17 protein-coding genes are annotated in these 23,066 nt (G+C 69.5%); 11 read left to right on the plus strand and 6 right to left on the minus strand.

All coding sequences use genetic code 11. From position 1 onward, the window contains the following. Positions 1-98 precede the first annotated feature (98 nt). The 3 genes from ABD366_RS26485 (at position 99) to ABD366_RS26495 (ending at position 5,010) form a co-directional block, all read left to right on the plus strand. Positions 99-2,639: an MGH1-like glycoside hydrolase domain-containing protein gene (locus ABD366_RS26485; RefSeq protein ID WP_324765832.1), complete on the plus strand. Its 2,541-nt coding sequence runs from the start codon at positions 99-101 to the stop codon at positions 2,637-2,639. Positions 2,640-2,701: 62 nt separating this feature from the next. Continuing rightward, the gene (locus tag ABD366_RS26490) at positions 2,702-4,699 is read left to right on the plus strand and encodes a glycoside hydrolase family 30 protein (RefSeq protein WP_324765831.1); all 1,998 of its coding nucleotides are present in this window, start codon (positions 2,702-2,704) and stop codon (positions 4,697-4,699) included. Between the two features lie 74 nt (positions 4,700-4,773). Then, complete coding sequence (locus ABD366_RS26495) at positions 4,774-5,010, plus strand: hypothetical protein (protein ID WP_324765830.1); 237 nt, start codon at positions 4,774-4,776, stop codon at positions 5,008-5,010. A 354-nt stretch (positions 5,011-5,364) separates the two neighbouring features. Here ABD366_RS26495 and ABD366_RS26500 read toward each other — a convergent pair whose 3' ends face one another. After that, positions 5,365-5,832, minus strand: coding sequence for a MarR family winged helix-turn-helix transcriptional regulator (locus tag ABD366_RS26500; protein WP_324765829.1), 468 nt, complete (start codon positions 5,830-5,832; stop codon positions 5,365-5,367). A gap of 101 nt (positions 5,833-5,933) precedes the next feature. On the opposite strand from ABD366_RS26500, the gene ABD366_RS26505 reads away from it, so the two are divergent. Next, a complete protein-coding gene (locus tag ABD366_RS26505) occupies positions 5,934-7,148 on the plus strand; it encodes an amidohydrolase family protein (protein ID WP_324765828.1) in 1,215 nt (404 codons plus the stop codon). 39 nt (positions 7,149-7,187) lie between these two features. On the opposite strand, the gene ABD366_RS26510 is transcribed toward ABD366_RS26505, so the two are convergent. Next, entirely contained in the window at positions 7,188-7,481 is a 294-nt protein-coding gene (locus ABD366_RS26510; RefSeq protein WP_324765827.1) for a hypothetical protein, read from the minus strand. 667 nt (positions 7,482-8,148) lie between these two features. Next, entirely contained in the window at positions 8,149-9,951 is a 1,803-nt protein-coding gene (locus ABD366_RS26515; protein ID WP_324765826.1) for an acyltransferase, read from the minus strand. A gap of 200 nt (positions 9,952-10,151) precedes the next feature. Between ABD366_RS26515 and ABD366_RS26520 the strand changes: the two genes are divergently transcribed. Then, a complete protein-coding gene (locus tag ABD366_RS26520) occupies positions 10,152-13,148 on the plus strand; it encodes a GH59 galactosidase (protein WP_324765825.1) in 2,997 nt (998 codons plus the stop codon). 57 nt (positions 13,149-13,205) lie between these two features. Here the strand turns inward: ABD366_RS26520 and ABD366_RS26525 are convergent, their stop codons facing one another. Further along, positions 13,206-14,393: a substrate-binding domain-containing protein gene (locus ABD366_RS26525; protein WP_324765824.1), complete on the minus strand. Its 1,188-nt coding sequence runs from the start codon at positions 14,391-14,393 to the stop codon at positions 13,206-13,208. A gap of 197 nt (positions 14,394-14,590) precedes the next feature. Here ABD366_RS26525 and ABD366_RS26530 point away from each other — a divergent pair, with 197 nt between their 5' ends. From ABD366_RS26530 to ABD366_RS26555, 6 genes are read left to right on the plus strand one after another with little or no spacing between them, the layout of a single operon-like run. Further along, the gene (locus tag ABD366_RS26530) at positions 14,591-15,610 is read left to right on the plus strand and encodes a hydroxyacid dehydrogenase (protein WP_324765823.1); all 1,020 of its coding nucleotides are present in this window, start codon (positions 14,591-14,593) and stop codon (positions 15,608-15,610) included. Positions 15,611-15,659: 49 nt separating this feature from the next. Then, positions 15,660-16,928 carry an ABC transporter substrate-binding protein gene (locus ABD366_RS26535; protein ID WP_324765822.1) on the plus strand — a complete coding sequence of 423 codons (1,269 nt, stop codon included), beginning with the start codon at positions 15,660-15,662 and terminating at the stop codon, positions 16,926-16,928. Continuing rightward, a complete protein-coding gene (locus ABD366_RS26540) occupies positions 16,925-17,869 on the plus strand; it encodes a carbohydrate ABC transporter permease (protein WP_324765821.1) in 945 nt (314 codons plus the stop codon). Before ABD366_RS26535 ends, ABD366_RS26540 begins: the two co-directional genes overlap by 4 nt. Then, on the plus strand, positions 17,866-18,792 hold the full coding sequence (locus ABD366_RS26545) for a carbohydrate ABC transporter permease (RefSeq protein WP_324765820.1): 927 nt from the start codon (positions 17,866-17,868) through the stop codon (positions 18,790-18,792). Before ABD366_RS26540 ends, ABD366_RS26545 begins: the two co-directional genes overlap by 4 nt. A 3-nt stretch (positions 18,793-18,795) precedes the next feature. Then, on the plus strand, positions 18,796-19,587 hold the full coding sequence (locus ABD366_RS26550) for a hypothetical protein (protein WP_324765819.1): 792 nt from the start codon (positions 18,796-18,798) through the stop codon (positions 19,585-19,587). Beyond that, the gene (locus tag ABD366_RS26555; RefSeq protein WP_324765818.1) at positions 19,577-21,295 is read left to right on the plus strand and encodes a heparinase II/III domain-containing protein; all 1,719 of its coding nucleotides are present in this window, start codon (positions 19,577-19,579) and stop codon (positions 21,293-21,295) included. The genes ABD366_RS26550 and ABD366_RS26555 overlap by 11 nt, the downstream gene beginning before the upstream one ends. Before the next feature lie 238 nt (positions 21,296-21,533). On the opposite strand, the gene ABD366_RS26560 is transcribed toward ABD366_RS26555, so the two are convergent. Both ABD366_RS26560 and ABD366_RS26565 read right to left on the minus strand, forming a co-directional pair. Then, the gene (locus ABD366_RS26560; protein WP_324765817.1) at positions 21,534-22,169 is read right to left on the minus strand and encodes an NADPH-dependent F420 reductase; all 636 of its coding nucleotides are present in this window, start codon (positions 22,167-22,169) and stop codon (positions 21,534-21,536) included. Positions 22,170-22,217: 48 nt separating this feature from the next. After that, positions 22,218-23,030 carry an inositol monophosphatase family protein gene (locus ABD366_RS26565; RefSeq protein WP_324765816.1) on the minus strand — a complete coding sequence of 271 codons (813 nt, stop codon included), beginning with the start codon at positions 23,028-23,030 and terminating at the stop codon, positions 22,218-22,220. Positions 23,031-23,066 lie beyond the last annotated feature (36 nt).

Below are 23,066 nucleotides of genomic sequence, written 5' to 3' on the forward strand. Positions count from 1 at the left end.
CTGGCGGTCGGAATATCGAGCCTTGGTCGATATATCGAACGTCGGCTCAAGCTTGCCCCTTCCGCACAGAGAGGCAACACAACGTGCCGCATCATCAGATGCCCAGGCGCCACTTCCTCAGAACGGCGGGCGCGGCCGGACTCGCCGGCCCGGCCCTCGCACTGACTGCCGGTCAGGGCTCAGCGGATGCAGCCGAGGGCTCCGCCGGCCTCGCTCCCGCGACCGCCGCCGGGCCCCCGGACGCGCTGCCCTACCCCACGCTCAAGCGGCCCTTCGCCATGCCCGGCGTCAAGGACCAGGAGTGGACGGGCGCCCTGTTCGTCGGGGCCGGCGAGGCGCGGTTCGCGCTGCGCGTCGGTCTGCTCACCGCCCAGGGAAAGATCATCCGCGAGAAGATGACCAACTACCTGTGGCGGATCGGCCCGATCGCACCCGACGGCGCCTACCGGCAGGTGCGTGTGAGCACCGACGACCGCACCGTCATGCCCGCCCACCTCGACGCGCTGCGCGAAGTGATCGCGCACCCGGACCAGTGGAGCGCCGACGCGGTCGCCGACGCCACCACCAAACTCCCGCAGCTCCAGGCCAAGTACGAGCAGACACAGCGCGAGCGGCGCGAGATACGTGTTCGCCACGCGCGCACCGAGGGCGGCGACGGCCTGGTCGCAACGGTCACCGCGCTCGACGACGACACCACGATCGTCCTCGAACTGGCCACACCTTGGGGCGAGGAGGCCACCTTCGCCCTCGACGGCCGGCACAAGACGGGTATGACGGGCAAAGCTCCCGGCGTCCTCGACGCGGCCCGCACCGGACACATCAGCGTCGCCTGCACCGAGCCCGCCGACGCCGCCGGCTGCTACGCGTCGGTCGCGGACATGACCGCCGCAGTCACCGGCGGCACCGGCGCGACCGGCACGGCGGTCGCCGCGCTCACGTACCGCCTCGACAAGGGCGAGTCCGTCACCTTCGCCGCCCGGATCGGCGACCGGCCGCAGAAGGTGGCGACGCCGGAGGTGCACGAAGCGGAGCGGACCCTCGCCGCCGCCGAGGCACGTGTGCGCGACGCGAACCTCACCGGCTCGGGACCGGTGGGGCGGGCGGCGGACGCGGTCCGTGACGCCCTCTCCCTCAACACGAACTACGACCGCGACCACCAGCGCAACTTCGTCCTGTGGGGCTGGGGCGGCGGAGGCGGTCTGTTCACGGGCTGGGACTCGGCGTTCGACGCCATCGACGCCGCCCTCGTCAGCCGCCCGCTCGCCCTCCAGCACGAGACGGACGTCTTCGACGCGGCCGCCCCGCCCCATCAGGTGCCGCTGACCGGCCCGCGCTACGACCAGCAGAACGCCGGGCCCATGCACGCGTACGCCGTGTGGCGGCTGTACACCAAGTTCGGTGACCGCACGGTCCTGGAGAAGGCATATCCGGCGCTCGTCACCTTCCACGACCTGCTGCCGGAGTGGGACACCGACGGGGACGGCCTCCTGGAGACCCCCTACTTCGGCGACCGGATCGGTGGCCGGGGCAACCACCTCGGCCTGGACGACAGCCCGGTCTACGCCGACTACCACCGGATCGCCAAAAAGGGCGGCAGCGGCGACACCCGCGACAACACCGACCTCACCGATGTGGCGCTCAACTCCTACTACGCGCTGCTCGCGGAGACACTCGCCAAGATGGCCCGGGTCCTGGACCGGCCCGCCGACGCCGCCCGGTTCGCCGAGCAGCATGCGACGATCCGGCGCCTGCTCAACGACCGCCTCTGGCACGCCGAGAAGGGCCTCTACCTCAGCCGCTACCTCGACGGCACATGGAACGAGGTCGTCACACCGACCGTCTTCTACCCGCTGTTCGCGGGGATCGCCACCCAGGACCGGGCACGCACCCTGATCGAGGACCATCTGCTGAACCCGGACGAGTTCTGGGGCGATCACGTCATCCCCAGCGTCGCCCGCAACGACCCGACGTACTGCTCCGGCGGCCCCGTCCACCCGGACTCCGAGCACTTCCGGTTCTTCGACCGCTACGGCGAGGACACCGCGCCCGAGCAGTGGAAGGGCGCCGCGTGGCCGCCGATGAACTTCACCGTGTACGACGGCGTCAAACGCTACGGCTTTGACAACGTTGCCGGACAGTTCGCCGCCCGCAGCACCGCGATGTACCTCGACGCCTGGGACAAGGAGAACTGGTTCCCCGAGTCCTTCGACCCGGAACCGGGCCAGTCCGTCATGGACTCGGCCGTCGACACCGCCTGGCGCACCTACTCCTGGTCCAACGCGATGGCGGTACAGGGCCTGCACGAACTGCTCTCCGACAACCCGTGGGACGGCGACCCCGGCGCCCTGATGTTCGGCTCGCTCACTCTGCCGGGCACCAACACCGTCGAGGGTGTCGAGCTGCGCGGTCACACGTATGCCGTCTCCTGCGGTCCGACGCGCACCACGCTCGCCCGCGACGGCAGGACCCTCTTCCGGGCGACCGGAGCCCGCGTCGCGATCCGCGACTTCGTGCTGACCGCGAAGGGCGCCACCTTCGACATCAACGCCGACGGACCGGCCCGCATCGAGGTGTTCGCGCCGGGCCGCCCGCCCCGCGGACGTCAGATCCCGGCGGCCCGCAGCCACGTAAAGCTCTGAACGAGCCGTCAGGGAAACGGAGTTCGATGTTCATGTTGTTGAAGGCAAGACGGACGTCCCCCATGCGCCGCGTCCGAGGCGCGGTGTGCGCCCTGATCGTGTGCTGCCTCGCGCTCGTCGCCCCGGCCGGAGCACAGGCCACCGACACCGCCACCCAGCGGATCACCGTCGACGGCGCCGGCACCGGGCGGACGTTCGACGGAATCGGCGCCATCAGCGGAGGCGGCGGCACGTCACGGCTGCTCGTCGACTACCCGGAGCCGCAGCGCAACCAGATCCTCGACTACCTCTTCAAGCCCGGCTACGGCGCCTCCCTGCAGATCCTGAAGGTCGAGATCGGCGCCGACACCAACTCCAGCAACGGCGCAGAAGCCAGCCATATGCGCGCCCGCGGCCAGGTCGACTGCAACCGCGGCTACGAGTGGTGGCTCATGAACGAGGCCCACAAGCGCAATCCGCAGATCCAGTTCTACGGGCTCGAGTGGGGCGCCCCCGGCTGGTTCGACGGCGGCTTCTGGTCCGCCGACAACATCGACTACCTGACCAAGTGGCTCGGCTGCGCCCGGCAGCACCACCTGGACATCGACTACCTCGGCGGCTGGAACGAGAAGGGCTGGGACGCCGCCTGGTACGTGGACCTGAAGGCCGCCCTCGTCGAACGCGGCTACGGTGACGTCAAGGTGGTCGCCGCGGACAGTGCGGGCTGGGACGTCGCGACCGACATGAAGAACGACCCCGCGTTCGACGCGGCGACGGACGTCGTCGGCATCCACTACCCCTGCTCCGCGATCCACTGCTCCAGCTCGGCGGACGCCCTCAGCCTCGACAAACCGCTGTTCGCGAGCGAATCGGGCTGGAACAACTACCTGACCGGAGCGAGCCGCCTCGCCGCCGAGATGAACCACGAGTACGTCGACTCGGGCATCACCGGGTTCATCAACTGGCCCGCCGCGTACGCCTGGTACCCCACGGTCCAGATGGCGGGCAGTGGCCTGCTCCAGTCCAACGAGCCGTGGGGCGGGCACTACGACCTCGGCCCGACGCTGTGGACCATCGCGCAGACCGCGCAGTTCACCCACCCGGGCTGGCGCTACGTCGACTCGGCGAGCGGTTACCTCGACGGCGGCGGCACGTACGTGACGCTGCGCTCTCCCGGGAAGCGGCCCGCGTACACCACGGTGTTCGAGACGACCGGCGCGACGGCGCCCCAGAACGTGAGCGTCACCCCCACCGGCCGTCTGCCGCGCACCGCACTGCACCGATGGTCGACGACGCTGGAGTCGACCGACCCCGGCGACTGGTTCGTGCGCGGCGCCGATGTGGCCCCCGGCAAGCGGGTCACACTCCAGCCGGGCACCATCACCACGCTGACGACCATGCCCGGAGGCAAGGGCCGGGCCGTCGAGAAGGCACCCCGCGCGAAGACCATGGCGCTGCCCTACCGCGACACCTTCGACACGTACCGGACTGCGGCGACGCCCCGCTACGTCTCGGACATGGAAGGCGCGTTCCAGGTCGCCCCGTGCGCCGCCGGGCGCAGTGGAAAATGTCTGCGCCAGGCCATCACGACGCAGCCCACGAAGTGGTCCCGGGTGGCGAGCCCGCTCACACTCACCGGTGACAGCCGCTGGACCGACTACACCGTCTCCACCAGGACATCGATCGACCGCTCGGGCACGGCGACGCTCATGGGCCGGGTGGTGAACCAGCTCAACAACGTCGGCTCCGCACGCGTCAACGTGTGGCAGGGCTACTCCCTCGACCTCGCCGACTCCGGCACGTGGTCGCTCAAGGTCCTCGCCCCCGACAAGTCGACGAAGGTCCTGGCGACGGGGAGCCTGCCCGGCCCCGCGGCGAACCACTGGCACCGGCTCTCGCTCGGCTTCTCGGGCGACACCATCACGGCGACGATCGACAAGGCCCAGGTCGCCCGGGTCACCGACAGCACGTACGACCACGGGCAGGTCGGCCTGGCCCTCGACTCGTACACCACATCGCAGTTCGACGACCTGGCGGTGGAACGAGCGACGGCTCGGCCGCACGGTTCCGGCACACCGTAGCCATCGAATCGGAGCGGCCGTCCCCGCGTTCGCCGGATCGCGCGGACGGCCGCTCCGGCCGGACGCTGGTGGCGGTGGCGGTGGCGGTGGTCGTGGTGCTGATCGCGGTGCCGCTGACCACCGGCACGATCACCGTCGCCCGGGACCGTTCCCTGGCAGCCGACGCCCGGTCCGTCGCCGAGCAGTGGGCCGCCGTCGGCATGTGGCAGATCGCCACGGTCGAGGCCCGCAACGGTGTCCTGGTCACCGGTGTGCTCGGCCTGCCGCCGCACCCCGCCCCCCACGGCGCTGCGCGCCGCGCTCGACCGTAACGGCATGCGCGACGCGGACCTCGAACTCCACCTCGTGGGCGGCCGTACGCACTGGTGCCCGGCGGACACGGACACCTGCACGGTGCGGAACGCCGCGCGCGGCTGACAGCAGGTCCGCCACCCTCCCGGGCGGCGCCGGCGGCGTCCGCGCAGGGTCACGGAACGGCCGACGAGCAAGTGCAGCGCACCAGCAGGGGTCTCAGGAGCCCGAACACCATCCAGCCCCACGAGCCGGTAGCGGCGGCCTGGGAGCCGAACAGCAGGCTCAGTACCACCGCGCCCGTAGCGGGTCTCGCCAGGTCAGCCGCCGTCCGGACCGGCGGCCCGGAGTCGCGGGCGCGGGCAGGCGGCGGCTCAGTCGCGGCTTTCGGCCCGCTTCCTGGACCACGCGGCGGCATCGGCCCCGTACCGGACCAGGAGGCGTGCGAACTGGATCCGCTCCGCCGGCGACCATGCGGCGGTGATCTCCTGGAACGCTGCGCGCTGTTCGGCGGCGAAGCGGGCGCGTTCGGCCTCGCCGTGCTCGGTGAGTTCGAGCACGGTGCGGCGTCCGTCGGACTGGGACGCCGCCCGGCGCAGCAGCCCGTCCTCTATGCAGGCGCCGACGGTCCGGCTGGCCACCGGCTGGGCGACGCCCATCTCGGTGGCGAGGCCGCCGACGGTCATTTCGTCCGGCGCGTCGGCGATCACATTGAGTACGAGGTTGCGGGAGAGGTCCTTGCCCGAAGCGGGTGTGCGTCGTCGCAGACGTGACAGTGCCGGGCCGATCTGGTCCAGCGCCGGGTCGTCGGAGGGCTGCTCGGAGGAGGACGCGCTGCTCATGCGCCTGAGTCTAGGCGCACGCCCTCGCATTTGCATACCGTCTGACAACTGCATAGCATTAGGTATGTAAATCGGTATGAGCAAGGAAGCGACGGACTGCTATGGCACTCACTGCGATCACCAATGCCCGGGTCTTCGACGGGGAGAAGGCACTCGGCGTACAGACCGTGGTCATCGACGGGGGAAGGGTCGCCCGCGTCGGCGGCGAGGTTCCCAAGGGCAGTGAGATCGTCGACGGCAGCGGCGCCACGCTGCTGCCCGGACTCATCGACGCCCACGTCCACTCCGCCCCGGGTTCTCTGGCACTCGCCCTGCGGTTCGGGGTGACGACCGAGCTGGAGATGCAGGGGATGAACACCCGGGAGAACCGGGGGTCCATCACCGAGGACGACACCGTGGCCGACGTGCGCTCCGCCGGCTTCGGCATCACGCCGCCCGGCGGACACCCCAGCGAGCTGATGCCCGAGGGCTTCCGGCCGAAGTGGGACCTGCCCCCAGTGATGCCCCTGATGCCGTTCTCCACCACGCCGGAGGAGGCGGCCGCCTTCGTCCCCCAACTCCTCGCCCGGGGCTCCGACTTCATCAAGTTCATGATCGACGACGGCAGCGTGGAAGGACACCCCGGACTGCCCTCGCTCGACCAGGCCACCGTCAGCGCCGGTGTGGCAGAAGCCAAGAAGTACGGGGCTCTCACCGTGGCCCACGCGCTGACAGTGGAGGCCACGAGGATGGCCGTCGAAGCCGGCATCGACGGCCTCGCCCACGTGTTCATGGATGAGCCGCACAGCGACGAGATCATCGGCCTCATCAAGGATGCGGGCATGTTCGTCGTTCCCTGCATCAGCCTCAACGCATCCCTGATGGGAATCACCGGCAGCGAACTCGCCGACGACCCCCGGGTCGCCAGGCGCCTCGACAGCAAGTGGGACGAGACCCTGCGCTCCAGCTACAACCGCTATCCGCAGGGCAAGCTCGACGACGTGTACGACACCGTGCGCGCTCTGGACGCCGCCGGCGTCGACGTGCTGGCCGGCACCGACGTCTCCATGCCCGAGACGTTCTTCGGCGGCCTTGCACACGGAGCGAGCCTGCACCACGAACTGCAGTACCTCGTGGCGGCCGGCCTCACCCCCTCACGCGCCCTGCGTGCAGCCACGGCGACCACGGCCCGCCGCTTCCGCCTCGGCGACCGGGGCCGGATCGCCGAGGGACTCCGCGCGGACCTCCTTCTGGTCGACGGCGACCCGACGAGCAACATCGGCGACACCCTCAACACGCGCGCCATCTGGCGCCGAGGCACCCGGCTGGCGGACTGACCGTACCCACCTCATGCTCTTGTTCGGCCGGCCCGGGCCTCAGCCACGCAGCAGCACCAGGACCTCGCCCCAGGCATCGAGCACCTGGTCGTGGCCGCGCGCCCGCGCCGCCTGCTCGATCCGCAGGAACAGGGCTCGCTGCGCGGACGGAGCGCCGGTGGTCAGGATGGCGTCGATGACGGCCAAGAGCTGGTCGGCGCTCCATTCGTCGTTCAGCGCGTTCCGCTCGAGCTCCCACCTGAGGAACTTGTTGTAGGGGCGTACCCGCTGATGGAGCGCGAAGATCACTTCGAGAGCGAAGGGAATGCTCTCCGCGGCGTTCGAGACGGGCAAGCTCCGGCCGGCCGTCGCGATGGCTCTTGAGTGAGCGGTAGGTCTGGTTGACATAGGCATCCAGGGAGCCGGCGGCGACGGCGTCTGCCTCGGCGGGACTCAGCGTCCGCTTCGTGTCGAGGATGTCGCCGATGGCGCCGCCGAGCCCGTCGAACAGGACCTGGGCGTGTACGTAGGCGTAGCGGAGCCAGCTCATCGGCTCGTCACGCAGGCCGCGCCTGTGGAAGTCGTCGAGCGTCATGACCACGAGGTCGAGATGGGCGGAGCGAAAGCCGTCCAGAGCCCGGATCGGTGATGACGCCCCGTCGCTCAGCACGACATGGACGTCGAAGTCCGAGAACGACGTCGGCATGCCTTCATGTGCCTGCGAGCCGCTGAGGATCAGGCCCGCCACGCCGGGGTCGGCGGTTGCCCGGGCGACGAAGGCCGCCATCGTGGCCTCGGGCGAGGGGCCGAGCACGGGGAGAGCGGGTTGTTGAGGGTGCACCATGGTGATCGCTCCATGCGGAGAGAACCGCAGTCCGAGGCTGCGGTTGCCGATGAGTCCGCGTGTGCCGCGCCAGGAGTGCGGCCGGAGGATCACTTCACGGTGGGGACGCTATCGCGTTCGAGCGCGCGGAGGTAGTCGATTGACGGCGGGCTACGTCTTCGTCGAGTGTGCGCTGTTCTACGACGCGGGAGCGTGTTCTGCGTACCCAGGGTGCCTGACGCCGGGGGAGTGGAGACCAGGATGCGGCTCGGGGCGGTGGACTCCCCGGGGGCGGTATCCCAGTACGTGTTCCAGGCCCGTGAGGTCGGCCAGGTACCAGATGATGGCCAGCCACATCTCGGTCCCTTGAAGGCCCGGGACGGACGAGGCAGGCACATGCGCGCCCGGGGGCGGTGCCTGGAAGCCGAAGCCCTGGCCGTCCGTCCAGTGCCCCAGCGCGTCGGTGAGCAGGCGGCGCGCGAGCGTTTCGACCTCCTCGGCGCGGTGGCCCGTCTGCCGGGTCAGCCACAACGGGTGCGCGATGTCGAGGATGTTGCAGGCATTCTGCCGCTCGGGCCGAGTGAACCGAACATCCCGGGCGTGCTCCAGGACCGTGTCGACGACGCGCTCGGGATGGGGTGTCGGCAGCCCGAACTGCGCGAAAGTGCCGCGCGAGGCACGGTAGAAGCCGTTGACTATTTGGAGCAGACCGTCGGACGGGCGAGGGAGGCCCCACATGCCGGTGCGTGGATCGGTGCGCGTGAGCAGCCAGCCGAACAGGACCTCATGGGCGCCGGACCGACCGGCGGACCGACTGGACTGATCGGACCGACTGGGCTGACTGGACTGATCGGACCGGACGGACTGGTGGGACTGGTCGGCCAGTTTGTTCCAGAGCAGAGCCGTCCCCAGGATGTCGGTCCAGTGACCGGCGGCCCAGGCGCTGTCGGCCCAGGGCTGACGTTCCAGATGGGCGAGGATGTCAGCGGCTTCGGCGTCGGCCACCACCCTGATCGGGGCCGGGAAGGCACTGCCGAGCAGATCGAGGGCGTAGCCGACACACAGCACGTGGTAGCCGGACTCCTCGTCGAACAGCGTGGGCTCGGGGGCGCGTTGACTTCCGTCCGGGAGGAGGGGCCCGACCATGCCCGTCGTGGGATCCTGCCAGCCGCGTAGGCGCTCGAGCTGCCGGGCGGCCGGCAGTTGGTCCGGCGCTCGCCCCAGCAGCATGTCGGCTATTTCGATCGCGTCGCACTGCGCACGCACCGTCGGCGTGGCACCGGGCCGGTCGATGAAGATGCCGCCGTCGGTCCCGGCGTCGAAGCAGCGCGACAACACCTGTCCCGCCTGAGCACGTGCGTTGTCGGCGAACGACGCGAGGGCGCCCGCCAGGTCGCCCGTCGCGCCGGTGACCGCGGACTCCGGCCGTGCGGTCCTCCACCGCAGCACCTTCGCGGGGTTGCCTCCGACGATCGCGCCGGACGGAACGTCCTTCGTCACCACGCTGCCGGCCCCCACGACGGCACGATCGCCGATGGTGACACCGTCCAGCACCACTACGTGGGAGCCGATCCACACGTCGTTCCCGACGCGGATGCCCTTGGATGTGAGTGGCTGGCGGAAGACCTCGGTGTCGGGGTCCGCCATGGTGTGGTTGAAGCCGAGGAGTGAGGTGTGGGCGCCGATGCGTACCGCGTCACCCAGCCCGACCGCGCCGCGGACGACGGTGTACGGGTTGATCGTGCAGTCGCGGCCGGTGTGCAGGGAGCCGGTCAGATAGGCGCCGGCGGCGATGTAGGAGCGGTCGCCCAACTCCAGTTGGTCGTTGTCGACCGAGGCGAGCGCGGAGACGTAGCACTGGACGCCGAAAGCGTAGGCGGGGCGCTCGGCCAGCCAGGCGCGCTGCAGAGCGGACTGCGCGGCATGCTCTTCGGGACCGGCCTCGGACCAGAAGGCCCAGGGCGAGTAGTCGAAGCGGTGCCGGCTCGAGTTCTGACCCATGCGTGCCCCCGACCGCAGAAAGCGCTTACCGAGGACGGACTCTAAGGCGGCCACGACCGTTGGCACAAGAGCCCGATGTTCGAGTGCGAATGAGTGTGGTCGTGTACGGGCGATCCGTAGAGGGGGTGAACGGCTTCGTTGTGTCATGTTCCCGCGCCCGAGCCAGGACGAGGCAGACGAGGCAAAGGAAACGAAGCTGGATGCGTACACAGACGACACGTACACAGACGACACGTGCACAAGCGACGTATGCGCGCAGACGGACGAGGTGGGGGGCGCTCGTCGCGGCCGCCGCCGTGACGCTGGGGACGGGACTGGTCGTCGCGCCGGCCTCGCGGGCGGCGGACGCGCCGGTCGAGGTCGTGGTCGACGGTGACGACGTGCGGGCCGACAACGTCAACGGCCTGACCTACAAGGGCCTCGGCGTGCTCAGCTGCAACAGCACGAGCAATCTGCTGATGGACTACAAGGCCGAGAACCCCGACCGGTACTGGGAGCTCATCCGAGTCCTGTTCGGCGGCGACCATCCCCTCGTCAATCACGTCAAGGTCGAGATGGGGTCGGACACGAACACCTCGACCGGCGCCGACCCGGCGACGATGCGCACCCGGGACGAACTCGCCGACGCCGCCCGGTCCCCGGGCTTCCAGCTGGCCGCCGACGCCAAGACGGTCAATCCGGGGCTCAAGGTGTCGATCCTGCGCTGGGAGATGCCGCAATGGGTCCAGCAGGAATGGAACAAGGGCACCGGCACCGACGACATGTACCGGTGGTACAAGGAGACCATCCTCGACGTGTACGAGAAGTACGGGTACATGGTCGACTACGTCAACCCGGACAAGAACGAGACCCGGTCGCCGGACTATTCGTTCATCAAGTGGTACAAGAACGCGATCGTTGACGACACGGACTTCACGGACGCCCGCTACGGAATCCGGAAGGGGGTGCGCGAAAAGGTCGCGAAGGCGTACCACCGCATCAAAATCGTCGCCTCCGACGAGAACAACACTCTCCACATGGGCCCGGCGATGCTCAGCGACGCCGACCTCTTCGGAGTCGTCGACGCCGCCGGATACCACTACATGACGGACGACCGGCGCGAGGGCTCCGCCGACAGTGCCACATATCTGCCGTACACGAAGCTGGCGACCGGCGACAACACGTACGGGCAGGACAAGGAGGTCTGGTACAGCGAGGGGACCGGCTCGTTCGGTTACACCGACTACCGCGTCAACAACAACGAGGGCCCGGGCGGGGCCAGTACCGGGATCGGTGGGGTGCAGAGCGCCCTCGACATCGCCAACCGCCTCGTCAAGAGCTACGCGAATTCGAAGCGCACGCATTACATCTTCCAGCCCGCGATCGGCTCGTTCTACGAGGGCGCGCAATACAGCCACAAAGAACTGGTGAGCGCCCGTGACCCGTGGTCGGGATATCTCCACTACGACGCGGCGCTGTATGTCATGCAGCAGTTCACACAGTTCGCGAAGACCGGCTGGGAGAACGACACGAACACGGCGGGGATCTGGCGCACGGTGCCGGAAGCCAGCTACAGCGGGGTGAGCGGAACCGAGAACGTGGACGGCTCCAACGGCGCCCCCAGCTATATGACGCTGGCCGACCCCGCGAAGAAGGACTTCTCGACCGTCGTCGTCAACGACAGTGACCAGCCGAAGACTTATCGGGTCAAGGCCGAGAATCTACGGCTCGGCGGCGATCCGACGATGGAGGTGTGGGAGACCCGGGCGGCCGACGCCGGTCAGCGCTACGACGCCAACTTCAAGCATCTGGTCGACGAGATCCGCCCCGACGGCGAAGGCGCGTACACGTACACCGTGAAGCCGCGGTCCATCACGACGCTCACCACGCTCGACAAAAGCGCCGACGGCTCCGGAGGCCAGCGTCTGCCGAAGTCCGGTGAGCGCACGGTGCTCGACACCGACGCGCACGGCAAGCGGAGCAACACCCGCGACACCTTCCTGTACGCGGACGACTTCGCCTACGACGAAGAGGGCAGGGTCCGGGTCGGCAGGACGTTCGAGACCTACCTCGCCTCGCGCGGCAACCAGCCCCGGTACATGGTCGACCAGACCGGCGCCTGGGAGGTGGGCGGCGACGGAGTGCTGTACCAGTACATGGACCAGACCATGAAGGACACGGCCGCCTGGAACAAGAACACCCCCAACACCACGGTCGGCGACTTCCGCTGGGAGAACTACAAGGCGTCCGTCGACGTCTCGTTCCCCGACGCGGACGGCGGTCTCGCGGCCCTGGGCGTGCGCCAGCAGAAGGGGATGGCGATCAGCGACGCGGCCTACAACCTGCGTGTCGGACCCGACGGTGCCTGGACGTTCTACGAGTACGGCACGGTCCTCTCGCGCGGTAATGTCGCGGCGGCCGACGGCTACCGTCTCGCCGTCGAGGCCAAGGGGTCGGAGATCACCGCCTTCGTCGACGGCAAGGCGGTCGCGACGTACGACGACCCGACCCCGCAGACCGCGGGCCGCGTCAAGCTCGGCAGCGGCTTCCAGAAGACGGGCTTCGACAACCTGAAGGTCGAGAGGATCGACGGCTACACGCCGTACACCGGTTCTCAGCTGGACAACATGGACAGCGCGGTCACGTACGAGGGCACGTGGAGCCGGAAGGCGTCGTTCGGCGACGCGATGGACTGGTACCGGTCGACGTCGACCAGTGCGACGGCGGGCGCGTCGTTCACTGTCCCGTTCCGCGGCACGGGCGTCGACGTCATCGGGGGCAACGACGGAAGCGCCGTCCTCGACGTCTATGTCGATGGTGAGTTGATGGTCAGGAACGCGAAGACCGCTGCCACCGACAAGCGTTTGGCGACGTACGCGCTGCGCGGTCTGCCGACGGGCCGGCACGAGGTGCGGTTCGTGCTGAAGTCCGGAAAGCTCGTCCTGGACGCCTTCGACGTCAGCTCCGGCGACCGGGTGCGGGGTGCTGTGGACACGGCACCGGTCCGCCACGCCTTGACGGAGGTCGGGACGCCGAAGAAGGGCGACTACACCGACGAGACCTGGGCGGTGTTCGCCCGCGCCCACAGTGCCGCGAAGGCTGCCGCGAAGGCATCCGTGAACGGGCGTAAGGGCCTCGACACCACCGGCGTCGAGCAGGTCGCGGGCAGGCTGCGGGCGGCGTACGACCAGTTGGTACGTAAGGACGCCGGGCAGTAGCAGCGGGCAGGGCCTGCACAGGTGAGCGGTCCGGGCGGGGGATACCGCCGGGGCCGCTCACAGCTGTTGGTGGCGCCGCGTCGTGGGCGCGGGCAGAGGGTACGGTGCGGTCGGCAGCGACGAGGAGCGGATCATCAACTCCGGCAGGATGAGCGCGCGTTGGGCCGGGCGGCGGCTGCCTTCCAGCAGGCGCGCCAGCATCATCTCCACGGCGGTGCGGCCCACGAGCGCCTTGGGCGGCCGCACCGCCGTGATGGCCGGGTCGGCGAGGTGGGCGACCTCGTCGTCGTAGCTGACCAGCGCCATGTCGTCGGGGACGCGGATGCCCTGCTCGGTCAGGTACTGGACCACCGAGAGGGCGTCGGGGTCGCTGTGCACGATGAGGGCGGTGGTGCGGGAGCGGCGGCAGCTGTCCAGGATGTCGCCGATGATGCGGCGGTGTCCGGGCACATCGAGGGCGACGCTCTCGCGTATCAGGAAGTCGGCGCAGAGACCGAGTTCGGCGCAGGCGCGGCGCCAGCCCTCGGCGAGGTGTGCCGAGGTGGGGCTGCCCTTGGAGAGTACGAGTCCGATGTTGTGGTGGCCGAGTGTGTGCAGATGGCGGACCGCCATCTCCATGCCGGTCGCGTGGTCGCTGCGTACCCATTCGAGCTGGTGCGGTGTCGGGGTCCACTCGGGCGTCTTGCGTTCCACGAAGATGACCGGGACCGGCAGCTTGCCGATCCAGTCGATCATCTCGTGCATGCCGGGGCCCTCCAGGTTCGGTGCGAGGAGCAGCCCTTGGACCTGACCGGATTCGGTCAGCCGGACGATCTGCCGGCGGTCCTCCAGCTGGTCGTAACTGGAGCCCCGCAGCTGGATGTTGACGCCGTGCGCCGCCGCGGCGTTGCGGACGCCACTGACGATGTGCGGCCAGTAGAAGTCCAGGGAAGGCACGACCATCCCGATCGTGAACGCGGGGGTCGCGAGCCTGCGCCGGCGTACCGGTTCCTGCTCCAGGGCGGAGGGCAGTGTGGCCCCGCCGTGCACCCTGGTCAGCAGGGAACGTTCGGCCAGGGCCGCGATGTCGCGCCGGATCGTCAGCTCGCTGACCGACAGGTCCCGTGCGAGATCGCGTACGCGAACGGCGCCGTGCAGCCGCAGCTGATCCATCAGCCGTTCGCGGCGTTGCAGCGCGAACAGCTGGTCGGATCCCGCAGGTGATCTTTCGGGTCCCTCGTGCCCGCCGGGCCGTATCGAGGTCATGCCGCGTCCCTCCCGTCCGGAACTGAGCCGGGCGATGTTCGAGTCTGTTCGCTTTGTTTCGTCTCTGGTCGAGCTCTGGTGGGTCTGTGTGGGCGACCACTATCTCTGACTCAGCGTCTTCTGGCTGGAACTCGCCGGAAACGTGGATGCCACCTGCTGTTCGAGCGGGTGCCCGAAGGCAGAGGAGCCCGCACCGCATGCAGCCCAAGGCCCGCGCTCTGGTCGTGATGAGCAGGTCCAGCTTCGAGGCGCACTTCGACCAGGACCGGTTGCACCGCCTCGCCGACCTCGTGACCCTGGACGAGCCCTGCTGGACGGACAGCCTCGACAGCGCACGGTCGCGTGAACGCCTGGCCCGCGCCGAAGTGCTGCTCACCTCGTGGGGCGCGCCCGCCCTCACCGCGCAGCGGCTCGCCGCGGCACCCAGGCTGCGAGCCGTGCTGCACGGCGCCGGCAGCGTGCGCGACCTGGTCGGCCCGGAGGTGTGGCGGCGCGGGATCCAGGTGACGAGCGCCGCGGACGCCAACGCCGTACCGGTGGCCGAGTACACGCTCGCCGCGATCATCTTCGCCGGGAAGAAAGCCCCGTTCCTGGCCACGGACGAGCAGCACGCGTACGGCGGCTGGGGCTCGGTCACCGGGTACGGCGACCTGTCCAACTTCCGGCGGACCGTGGGCATCGTCGGCTTCTCACGGATCGGGCGGCGGGTCGTCGAACTCCTGAAGATGCTGGGCGGCACGACCTGCCTGGTCGCCGACCCGTACGCCGATCCGGACGAGGTGGCCCGCGCCGGCGCGACCCTCGTGCCGCTGGCGGAGATGCTGCCGCGTGTGCACGTGCTGTCCGTGCACGCCCCCGAACTGACCGAGACCCGCCATCTCATCGGCGCCGAGGAGCTGCGCAGGCTGCCCGACTTCGCGACGGTCATCAACACCGCCAGGGGCTCGCTGGTCGACCCCGACGCGCTGGCCGCCGAATGCGCCGCCCGCCGGCTGTTCGCGATCCTCGACGTCACCGACCCCGAACCGCTGCCCGCCGACTCGCCGTTGCGCCGGCTCGGCCGCGTGATGATCACTCCGCACATCGCCGGGTCCCTGGGCACCGAGATCGGCCGGCTGACCGATCACGTCCTCGACGAACTCGCCCGCTGGGTCGACCGACAGCCCCTGCGGGCGGAGGTCACCGCGGAGAGCTGGGCCCTGAACCTGAGCGCCTGACCCGACTTCGCCAGAACCCCGTCCCCGAGCTCAAAGGAGAGCCGCCGCAATGAAGTTGCCCAAGAATCTCGCCCGCCTGGCACCGCTGGTCGTCGCCGCGACGCTGACCGCCACCGCCTGCGATGCCAGCGGAGTCGACAGCTCGTCGTCGTCCGACGGCAAGACCGTCGTGAAGGTCGCGCTGTGGAACTACAAGACCACGCCCGAGTTCAAGGCCCTGATCGACGGCTTCGAGGCCGAGAACCCCGACATCGACGTCCAGCCGGTCGACATCCTCGCCGACAACTACCCGGACAAGGTCACCACGATGCTGGCGGGCGGTGACACCACCGACGTCCTCACCATGAAGAACGTCACCGACTACGCCCGCTACGCCAACCGCGGCCAGCTGCTGCCGCTGACCGACGAGGCGACCAAGCTCGACAAGGCGTCGTACTCCGGTCTCGACGACTACGACCTCAAGGGCAAGTACTACGCGCTGCCGTACCGCTCGGACTTCTGGGTCCTCTTCTACAACAAGGCCATGACCGGCAAGGCCGACCTGTCCAAGCTGACCTGGGACGACTACGCGAAGCTCGCGCGGCAGTTCACCAAGGGGTCGGGTTCGGACAAGGTCTACGGCGCCTACCACCACATCTGGCGCTCCGTCGTCCAGGCGATCTCCTCCGCGCAGACCGGCAGGGACCAGCTCGGCGGCGACTACGCCTACTTCAAGGACCAGTACGAGATGGCGCTCGGCCTGCAGAAGGCGAAGGCGACCCTGCCGTTCTCCACCGCCTCCAGCAACCAGATCACCTACGACTCGCAGCTGACCACCGGCAAGGCCGCCATGGTCCCGATGGGCTCCTGGTGGGCGGCCGCGCTGCTCGCCGAGAAGGCACAGGGCAAGAACGACATCAACTGGGGCATGGCGCCGATGCCGCAGGTCAAGAACGACGGCAAGACCGTCACCTTCGGTTCCCCGACCGCCTTCGCCGTCAACAAGAAGGCCCGCAACGCGGACGCCGCCAAGAAGTTCGTCACCTGGGCCTCGGGCCCGGAGGGCGCCGCCGCCGTCGCAAAGATCGGTGTCACGCCCGCGTACACCAGCGACAAGATCCTCGAGACCTTCTTCTCCGTCGACGGCATGCCGAGCGACGCGCTGTCGCGCAAGGCGATGCAGCCGAGCACGGTGGAACTGGAGATGCCGGTCAGCGAAAGGACCTCCGACATCGATCAGATCCTCAAGGAGGAGCACGAGATGATCATGAGCGGGGAGAAGTCCGTCGACGAGGGCATCAAGGAGATGGACGACCGTGTGAAGGACGAAGTCCAGTGAGTGTCGTCGCACCCCCGGCCACCAAGCACGCGCCCGCCGGCGACTCCGCGGCCCACCGCGCCGCAGCGAAGCGCCGGCGGCGGCGCACCACCCTCATCGGCTGGTCGTTCATCCTGCCGAACTTCCTCGGGTTCGCCGCCCTGACCCTGGTACCGGTCATCGGCGCGCTCGCGATCTCGTTCACCGACTGGGACTCCTACTCCACCCCGAAGTGGGTGGGCCTGGAAAACTTCGAGCGCCTGTGGAACGACTCCAACTTCTGGGCCGCGCTGCAGAACACCTTCTACTACGCGGCCGGACACATCCCGCTGACCCTGGTGGTCGCGCTCGGCCTCGCCGTGCTGCTCAACCAGAAGCTGCGCGGGGTGCGCGTCCTGCGGACCGCCTTCTTCTTCCCGTACATCACCTCGCTCGTCGCCGTCGCGGTGGTGTGGAACATGTTGCTGAGCCCGGAGTCGGGCCCGGTCAACCAGTTCCTGACGTTCCTCGGCGTCGACAACCCGCCGGGCTGGACCAGCTCACAGGACTGGGCGATGCCCGCGCTCATCATCGCGAGCGTGTGGCGGGACATGGGCTACTACATGGTGCTGTTCCTGGCCGGGTTGCAGACCGTCCCGGCCGAGCTGTACGAGGCGGCCCGGATGGACGGCGCGGGCCCCTGGCAGCGGTTCTGGCACGTCACCCTCCCGGGCCTTCGTCCCACGACGTTCTTCGTCACCGTCATGATCACCGTCTCCAGCTTCAAGGTCTTCGACCTGGTGCAGGTCATGACCGAGGGCGGACCCGGCCGCTCCACCCTCGTCCTGTCCCAGCTGATCTTCCGCGAGGGCATCACGCAGGGCCGCTTCGGCTACGCCTCGGCGGTCTCCCTCGCGCTCTTCCTGATCTGCCTGGTGATCACGGTGATCCAGTTCCAGATGCAGCGTAGGAGTGAGCGATGAACACCACGGTGAACACCCCTGCGCTGCGCAAGGACAGCGACGCGCCCACGGACACGCCTCCTGCCGGCTCGCCTGAGGAGTCCGGCACCCGCGGTGGCGGCGCGGTGGCGGTGACCGGGCAGATCGCCCTGTACGTGCTGCTCGCCGCGGTGGCGCTCGCGGTCCTCCTGCCGTTCTTCTGGATGCTGATCTCCTCGGTCAAGGACGACCGTGATGTGTTCACGGTGCCGATCCAGTGGATCCCCGAGACGTTCAAGTGGTCCAACTTCACCGACATCTGGACGCGGGTGCCGTTCGCCGCCTACCTCGGCAACTCGTTCTTCCTGAGCATCGTGATCACCTTCCTGCAGGTGCTCACCGGCAGCTTCGCCGCGTACGGCTTCGCCAAGATGCGCTTCCCGGGCCGGGACCTGCTCTTCACCGGGTACATCGCGACGATCGCGGTGCCGTGGCAGGCGTACATGGTGCCGCAGTACGTGATCATGCAGAAGCTCGGCCTGGTGAACTCCTACACGTCGCTGATCCTGCTCCAGGCGTTCGGCGCGTTCGGCGTCTTTCTGATGCGGCAGTTCTATCTGACGATCCCGGACGAGATCAGCGAGGCGGCCCGCCTCGACGGCCTGACCGAGTACGGCATCTGGGCGCGCATCGTCCTCCCGCTGTCCAAGCCGGCCCTCGCGAGCCTCGCGCTGCTGACGTTCGTGAACACCTGGAACGACTACATGGGCCCGTTCATCTACCTCACCGACAACCGCCTGTGGACGGTGCAGTTGGGGCTTCGCGCCTTCATCGGGCAGTACGACGCCGAGTCGGCGATGATCATGACCGGCTCGGTGCTCTCCGTGGTGCCGGTCCTGGCGGTGTTCCTGCTCGGCCAGCGCTACTTCGTACGCGGCATCGCGACGACCGGCGTGAAGGGCTGAGGGATGCAGACGAACGAGGCGGTGCGGGCGACGCGGGCGGTGCGGCGTCCGCGGCTGAACGTCGCTTACGGCTCATGGGAGTTGATCTGGGCACACGTCCACCGTGTCCTGGTCGTCAACCTCGGAGTCGCCGCGACGAATCTGCCCCTGCTGGCCGCGTTGTACGTGACGCCACAGCCATGGCGGCACCCACTGTTCTTCGGGGTCCTGCTGCTGACGCTGCCGGGCCCGTCCCTGGCCGCCGCGTTCGCGTATCTCGGTGCGACGACGGGGGAGGAGCAGGCCCCGGTACGCCTCTTCGCCCGGGCCTACCGGCGACTGTTCCGGCGAGCGGTGCTGGTCTCGGCGCCTTTCGTGCTGCTCGTGATCGCGGCTGTCGTCGATGTCATGGCGCTGCGAACCGGCGCGCTGGGCATGGCAGTCGTGCCGATGGCCGTGGTGGTCGCGCTGGTGGCCGCCCTCGCCTGGCCGGTCGCGCTCGCGCATGTGGCCGGGGGAGGGGCGGTGGGGCGACGGCTGTTCCTGCTGGCGCCGTACGCGGTGGTCCGGCACGGGCTGCTGGCCCTGATGAACCTCATGCTGGGGATCGTTGTCCTGCTGCTCGTCAGCCAGGCGCCGCTGCTGGCGCTCGCGGTGCTGCCCGGATGCGTGCTGTTCGTGGTGTGGCGCAATTGCCGGGTCATGGCCGGCGACCCCGGCGCAGAAGACGTACGAGAAGGAGAAGAGGGGAGGCGCGATGGCAGCGGCATCTTCAGGCCGGGCAGGGGCCTGGACGCAACAACCGTTGGACGCTGACCGGCTGAGCGGGCTGCAGACCCGGATCCGGGCGGAGGCGCGCATCGCGCGCGGGACGCGCATGCCGGACCTGCCGTTCTCCGCGTACCGCCGCTTCGACGACGACGGCGACCGCCTGGCGTACGAAGGGCTGTACTTCCGGCGACGCGCTCATGTGACCGCCCTCGCCGCCGAAGCGCTGATCGACTCCGGCGCCCAACTGGACGCCCTCAGCGACGCGTTGTGGTCCGTATGCGACGAGTACACATGGGCGTTGCCCGCCCACGAGATGCACGCGACGCGCCTGGACCGGGGTATGGACCAGTGCCTGGACCTGTTCGCCGCGCTCACCGCGCAGCTGCTCGCGGAGACCGTTCAGGTCTGCGGCGACCGGCTCGATCCCCGGGTCGTCGCCCGCGTACCCGACCAGGTGGACCACCGGGTGCTGTCCCTCCTGGCCGACGACGACCGGCCGCTTCTGTGGGAGGACTGGGCCCACAACTGGGCGGCCGTGTGCGGCGGTTGTGCCGGGCTCGCGGCGCTGGCGCTGTGGGATCCCGGACCGCGCCTCACCCGGGTCCTCGACCGGTGCCGGCGCGCCCAGCTCACCTACCTCAGCGGCTTCGGGGACGACGGGGGCTGCGCGGAGGGAGTGGGCTACTGGGTGTTCGGTTTCGCGCACTTCGTCTACTTCGCCGAGGGCCTGCGGGAGTTCACCGGAGAGGACCTGCTCGCGCACCCGAAGGCGTCGGCCATCGCCCGGTTCCCCGAGGCCGTGCACCTGGGCGGCGGGCTGTTCCCCGCCTTCTCGGACGCGGAGGAACGCCCGCGTGTGCCCGCCGGGCTCGCCGGTCGGCTCGCGCGCAGGCTCGGGGTGCGGGTCCCGGCCGAGGCGGTCGAGGCCACGGACGACGGGACGGCCCTCGCTCGGGACTGGGCCGACCTCTCCCGGACCCTGCGATGGGGTGCCCCGCCCCAGGGTCCCGACTCCGAGCCCACATCGACCTATCTCCCCGACCTCGCCTGGCTGGTCGACCGGGGAGAAGGGGTGGCCTTCGCGGCCAAGGGCGGAAACAACGCCGAGCCGCACAACCACAACGACCTCGGCCAGTTCGTCCTGGCAGCACAGGGCGAGGTGCTGCTCGCCGACCTGGGCGCCGGCGAATACCGCAAGGGGTACTTCGACGACGACACCCGCTACGAGTTCCTGCACGCCTCCTCGCGCGCGCACTCCGTGCCCCGCGTCGACGCGCGTGAACAGTCCGCGGGCGCCGCCCGCGAGGCCCGGGTAGTGGACCGGCAACTGCACGCACACGGCGCGGACCTGACCGTCGACATCGCCGGCGCTTATGAGGTGCCGGGTCTGACAGCGCTTCTCCGTACCTTCTCCTGGCGCCGCGACGCCGGGGAACTGCTGCTCGTCGACGAGGTCGAGACGCAACGGCCGATGCCGCTGGACGAGGTGTTCGTCAGCCGGCTGCGTCCCGAGCTCGGCGCGGACGGGGCGGTATGGACGGGGGCCGTGGCCCGGGTCCGCCTCGACCTGCCGGACGGCTGCGTCCCGCACATCGAAACGGTGCACACCACCGACCACGCGGGCGCCCCCGACACGGTCCACCTCCTGCGGCTCGTCTTCGACCTCACCGGGCGGCGGACGCGATTGCCGTTCCGTTTCACCGTCGGGTCTGCTGCCGAGGCGACCGAACGACCCGGGACCGGTTCGGGGTGACTCCTGGGAAGTGCTGAGAATGCGGCGAACGAGGTGTGAGGGCAGGCTCGTGGTGTGTGGAGTTCTGGCCGCCTCCACCAACCCTGCGGTGCGTTCCCGCCGGGTTCTGTCCTGGCTGACCTGTTGTGCCCACACTCCGGCCGTCGGCTCGAGTGGCCGCTGTGCCCCGAAGCTTCAAGGCTTCGGGGCACAGTGCTGCGACAACATGGCCCGTTCCGCGTCCGGGTGCGTGCCGGGGTCAGCGGGCGAGAGAGACGGCGAAGGGCCGGAAGCCGTGCCGGCGCAGGATATGGGGCACGACCAGGATCATGGCCTCGGTGGCGCGGGCTGTGCCGATGCCGCCGAGGTCCTCGATCCAGGCGGGCTGCCAGCCCAGGTCGCCGAGCAGGCCGGTGACGGTCTTCTTCGCGTGCTCGTCGTCGCCCGAGACATAGACGGTCGGCGGGGTGGCCAGGGTTTCGGGAGCGGTCATGACCATGAACAGCATGGTGTTGAGCGTCTTGACCACCCGGGTGTCGGGGAGCGCGGCCTGGAGCTTCTCGGCGAGGCTGCTGCCGGGGTGGCACAGGTCGCCGGGGAGACCGTCGTCGCCGTCGCGGGTGGCGTTGGAGACATCGATGAGGATCTTTCCGGAGAGCTCGGCGCGCAGGCCGGTGAGCCGCTCCAGGGAACTGCCGCCGGGCGTCGCGTTGATCACGATGTCCGTGGTGCGGGCGGTGCTGCGCTGGTCGGCGAGGGCGATCCGCGGGTCGGTGAGCGCGGCCGTGGTCTCCGGGCTCCGGGTGCCGAGGGTGACGTGGTGTCCGGCGGCGGCGAGCTTGCCGGCCAGGTTGGTTCCGACGCGGCCGGCGCCCAGGATGCCGATGGTGGTCATGAGGTGATGCTCCTAGTGGTATCGGGTGGGAAGAGCGAGGGCGTCCGGTCAGGCGCTGGGTGACAGGATCTTGCGGGCGGTGGCGTGGATGCCCGGGGCGGAGGCCAGGAAGTCACGGCTGCCCGTGTGCCAGGGTTCGCCCGCCAGATCGGTGACGGTGCCGCCGGCCTCGGAGACCAGCAGGGCGCCGGCGACCAGGCCGGAGCGGACGTCGGAGAACTGCCAGAACGCGTCCATGCGTCCGGCGGCGACGTGGATGAGCTGCATCGTGGCGGGCACGGAAACCCGCACGACCAGGCCGTTGACGAGCATGGCGGTGACCGAGTCACCGATCCGCCGGAAGGTGTGCTCGTCCTCGCCGGGCCTGGCCTGACCGGTGCCGATGAGCGCGGCGCCCAGGTCGGTCTTGGCCGACACCTTCAGGGTCCGGCCGTTGAGCCGGGCACCGCCGCCGGCGACGGCCGTGTACGTGTCGCCGGTCAGAGGCAGGTGCACGACGGTGAGTACCGGCTGGTTGTCGCGGACCAGAGTGGCGGTGACGGCCCAGTCATCCATGCCGTGGACGTGGTTGATGTTGCCCTCGGCGGGGTCGACGACCCACCACTCCCCGGGCGGGAGCGCGCCACCGGCCAGTTCGTCCTCGGCCCACCGCGATCCTCTACGGGCTTGCAGCAACGGTTCCCGCAGCACGTCCAGTACGGCGTCGTCGTTGGCGTGGATCTCATGGACGATCTCGTCCAGAGTCACGCCGCGGGCGTGCGAGGTATAGCGGTCGCGCAGCGTACGACCGGCGGTCCGTACCGCGGCCGTCACCTCGGTCAAGAGCGCCGCGTCGGTGTCGAAAGGCATGGCTGTGCTCATGGCGGAATCCCTGGGTGTGGTCGAAGCGGAGCGGTT

Source organism: Streptomyces kunmingensis, assembly GCF_039533535.1.
Lineage (GTDB): Bacteria > Actinomycetota > Actinomycetes > Streptomycetales > Streptomycetaceae > Streptomyces > Streptomyces kunmingensis.

Coding starts and splice junctions, on each gene's coding strand:
- ABD366_RS26485 (WP_324765832.1), top strand. CDS start 99: ATGCCCAGGCGCCACTTCCTCAGAACGGCGGGCGCGGCCGGACTCGCC.
- ABD366_RS26490 (WP_324765831.1), top strand. CDS start 2,702: ATGCGCCGCGTCCGAGGCGCGGTGTGCGCCCTGATCGTGTGCTGCCTC.
- ABD366_RS26500 (WP_324765829.1), bottom strand. CDS start 5,832: ATGAGCAGCGCGTCCTCCTCCGAGCAGCCCTCCGACGACCCGGCGCTG.
- ABD366_RS26505 (WP_324765828.1), top strand. CDS start 5,934: ATGGCACTCACTGCGATCACCAATGCCCGGGTCTTCGACGGGGAGAAG.
- ABD366_RS26515 (WP_324765826.1), bottom strand. CDS start 9,951: ATGGGTCAGAACTCGAGCCGGCACCGCTTCGACTACTCGCCCTGGGCC.
- ABD366_RS26520 (WP_324765825.1), top strand. CDS start 10,152: ATGCGTACACAGACGACACGTACACAGACGACACGTGCACAAGCGACG.
- ABD366_RS26525 (WP_324765824.1), bottom strand. CDS start 14,393: ATGACCTCGATACGGCCCGGCGGGCACGAGGGACCCGAAAGATCACCT.
- ABD366_RS26530 (WP_324765823.1), top strand. CDS start 14,591: ATGCAGCCCAAGGCCCGCGCTCTGGTCGTGATGAGCAGGTCCAGCTTC.
- ABD366_RS26535 (WP_324765822.1), top strand. CDS start 15,660: ATGAAGTTGCCCAAGAATCTCGCCCGCCTGGCACCGCTGGTCGTCGCC.
- ABD366_RS26545 (WP_324765820.1), top strand. CDS start 17,866: ATGAACACCACGGTGAACACCCCTGCGCTGCGCAAGGACAGCGACGCG.
- ABD366_RS26550 (WP_324765819.1), top strand. CDS start 18,796: ATGCAGACGAACGAGGCGGTGCGGGCGACGCGGGCGGTGCGGCGTCCG.
- ABD366_RS26560 (WP_324765817.1), bottom strand. CDS start 22,169: ATGACCACCATCGGCATCCTGGGCGCCGGCCGCGTCGGAACCAACCTG.
- ABD366_RS26565 (WP_324765816.1), bottom strand. CDS start 23,030: ATGAGCACAGCCATGCCTTTCGACACCGACGCGGCGCTCTTGACCGAG.